The sequence below is a fragment of the Roseinatronobacter alkalisoli genome (assembly GCF_028745735.1).
GTDB classification, from domain to species: domain Bacteria; phylum Pseudomonadota; class Alphaproteobacteria; order Rhodobacterales; family Rhodobacteraceae; genus Roseinatronobacter; species Roseinatronobacter alkalisoli.
This window is the reverse complement of the sequence record NZ_JAQZSM010000070.1, coordinates 2501-5847: the sequence shown is the minus strand read 5'-3', so window position 1 is coordinate 5847 and position 3347 is coordinate 2501. Positions and strand designations below refer to the sequence as shown.

The window sequence follows — 3347 nt, the reverse complement described above, 5'->3', positions numbered from 1 at the left end:
TTTTTTGTATCGTTGAGAGAGAGTTGTGTTTCTTTTCAGGTTTGGCGGTGAGCTACTCTCCCACGTCTTGAGACGCAGTACCATTGCCGCGGCGGCACTTAACTTCCGAGATCGGGACGGGATCGGGTGTATTGCACGCGCTATAGCCACCAAACCTGAGAAGAAACACATATCGGTGGGGTGGATTTTTTTCCACCCGACTATCTGTTAGTCAATGCTTTTGGTTGCTTTGATTGTTGATCAGTTTGGTTGTTACTGGATCAAATCAAGCCTATCGAGCCATTAGTACCGGTCAACTGAACGCATTGCTGCGCTTACATCTCCGGCCTATCGACGTGGTGGTCTACCACGGCTCTCAAGGGAGACCTTGTTTTGAGGGGGGCTTCCCGCTTAGATGCTTTCAGCGGTTATCCTGTCCGATCATAGCTACCCTGCACTGCGGCTGGCGCCACAACAGGTCCACCAGTGGATCGTTCACCCCGGTCCTCTCGTACTAGGGGCAACTCCTCTCAAGTCTCCAACACCCACGGCAGATAGGGACCGAACTGTCTCACGACGTTCTAAACCCAGCTCACGTACCTCTTTAAATGGCGAACAGCCATACCCTTGGGACCTACTCCAGCCCCAGGATGAGATGAGCCGACATCGAGGTGCCAAACGATGCCGTCGATATGGACTCTTGGGCATCATCAGCCTGTTATCCCCGGCGTACCTTTTATCCGTTGAGCGATGGCCCTTCCACTCGGGACCACCGGATCACTATGGCCGACTTTCGTCTCTGCTCGACTTGTCAGTCTTGCAGTCAGGCTGGCTTCTGCCATTGCACTCGACGAGCGATTTCCGACCGCTCTGAGCCAACCTTCGCACGCCTCCGTTACTGTTTGGGAGGCGACCGCCCCAGTCAAACTACCCGCCACACAGGGTCCCGGATCCGGATAACGGACCGCGGTTAGACATCAAGAGTGCGAAGGGTGGTATCTCAAGGAAGGCTCCATTGCGACTGGCGTCGCAACTTCGAAGCCTACCACCTATCCTGCACATCGCAATCCTGATGCCAGTGTGAAGCTGTAGTAAAGGTGCACGGGGTCTTTCCGTCTAACCGCGGGAAGCCTGCATCTTGACAGGCAATTCAATTTCGCTGAGTCCATGTTTGAGACAGCGGGGAAGTCGTTACGCCATTCGTGCAGGTCGGAACTTACCCGACAAGGAATTTCGCTACCTTAGGACCGTTATAGTTACGGCCGCCGTTTACCGGGGCTTCAGTTCGGAGCTTGCACTCCTCCCTTTAACCTTCCGGCACCGGGCAGGCGTCAGACCCTATACGTCGTCTTGCGACTTCGCAGAGCCCTGTGTTTTTAATAAACAGTCGCCACCCCCTGGTTTGTGCCCCCGGCCATTGCTTGCGCATTAACCGGGCCTCCTTCTCGCGAACTTACGGAGGTATTTTGCCGAGTTCCTTAAACATGGTTCTCTCAAGCGCCTTGGTATTCTCTACCAGTCCACCTGTGTCGGTTTCGGGTACGGTCTCATGGAGGGCTATTTCCGGGAACCTCTGAACTGCCCAGACAATCCGATAAGTCTGAACAATCTTTGAGATCCGTCACTTCCTCCTGGCCCAGGAATATTAACCTGGTTCCCATCGACTACGCCTTTCGGCCTCGCCTTAGGGGCCGGCTTACCCTGCTCAGATTAGCTTTAAGCAGGAACCCTTGGACTTTCGGCGACAGGGTCTCTCACCCTGTTTGTCGCTACTCATGTCAACATTCTCACTTCTGAACGCTCCACCGGTCCCTCACGGGCCGGCTTCACAGCAGACTTCGGTTGCGTCCGTCACACCCCGTAAGGTGCAAAAGACGCAAGAAGTACTGAACAGAACGCTCCGCTACCATGCGATTGCTCGCATCCTAAGCTTCGGCTCATGGCTTGAGCCCCGTTACATCTTCGCCGCAGGACAACTTATTTAGACCAGTGAGCTGTTACGCTATCTTTAAAGGATGGCTGCTTCTAAGCCAACCTCCTGGTTGTTTTGGTCGTCCCACCTGCTTTCCCACTTAGCCATGAATTAGGGGCCTTAGCTGTAGGTCAGGGTTGTTTCCCTCTTCACGACGGACGTTAGCACCCGCCGTGTGTCTGCCGCATATTACTCCCGGGTATTCGGAGTTTGGTTAGGATCAGTAAGCCTGTGGGGCCCCATTACCCATCCAGTGCTCTACCCCCCGGGGTATTCGTGCGACGCTCTACCTAAATAGATTTCGCGGAGAACCAGCTATCTCCGAGTTTGATTGGCCTTTCACCCCTAGGCACAGTTCATCCCGATCCTTTTCAACGGATGTGGGTTCGGCCCTCCAGTTGGTGTTACCCAACCTTCAGCCTGACCATGCCTAGATCACTCGGTTTCGGGTCTGATCCATCTAACTCATGCGCCCATTTAAGACTCGCTTTCGCTGCGCCTACACCTATCGGCTTAAGCTTGCTAGATAGACCAAGTCGTTGACCCATTATACAAAAGGTACGCCGTCAGGACTCATGGTCCCTCCGACTGCTTGTAGGCGTCCGGTTTCAGGTCTGTTTCACTCCCCTCGTCGGGGTGCTTTTCACCTTTCCCTCACGGTACTGGTTCGCTATCGGTCAGTAAGGAGTACTTAGCCTTCGGGGGTGGTCCCCCGATCTTCAGACAGGATTTCACGTGTCCCGCCCTACTTGATACGTCCGATCATGCTTCCTGTACGGGGCTGTCACCCGCTATGGCTGGCCTTTCCAGGCCATTCCAGTCACAATCTCGGCTCGGCTGGTCCGCGTTCGCTCGCCACTACTAACGGAGTCTCTATTGATTTCCTTTCCTCCGGGTACTTAGATGTTTCAGTTCCCCGGGTTTGCTCTTTTAAGCCTATGTATTCAGCCTAAAAGTACCTGGTTTACCCCATTGATGAGCACTTCCCATCAACGCAGCCCCCCGGTCACCAAAGGTGACCACGGACCAAAGGTCCGCACGGAGTGTGCGTTGTTGCGAAGCAACAACAACAGAATATCAGGTGGGTTGCCCCATTCGGAGATCGAGGGATCAAAGCTTATTCTCAGCTCCCCCTCGCTTATCGCAGAGTATCACGTCCTTCATCGCCTCTTACTGCCAAGGCATCCACCAAACGCCCTTATCGCGCTTGATTTGATCCAGAAAGAGCCAAACTGCGCCACAACCCGAAGGTCATGACCGTCTCTGACAGAGCAGGGCCTTTTGTGTCCCCTGCCCGACAATCTGAACCAAAAGCATTGTACTTTTCCCGCTCTGAACCCGTGCGGATTCAGAACTTTTGGTTAGTGTACTTGACTTGGATAGTCTCATGCTCTGT

At 53.9% G+C, this 3347-nt stretch carries 2 rRNA genes; both read right to left on the bottom strand.

Annotation, left to right across the window (positions count from 1 at the left end):
* Positions 1-39: 39 nt before the first annotated feature.
* A 5S ribosomal RNA gene (gene rrf, locus PUT78_RS22785) occupies positions 40-154 on the bottom strand.
* Between the two features lie 107 nt (positions 155-261).
* Positions 262-3164: ribosomal RNA gene (locus PUT78_RS22780) — 23S ribosomal RNA — on the bottom strand.
* Between the last annotated feature and the right edge of the window lie 183 nt (positions 3165-3347).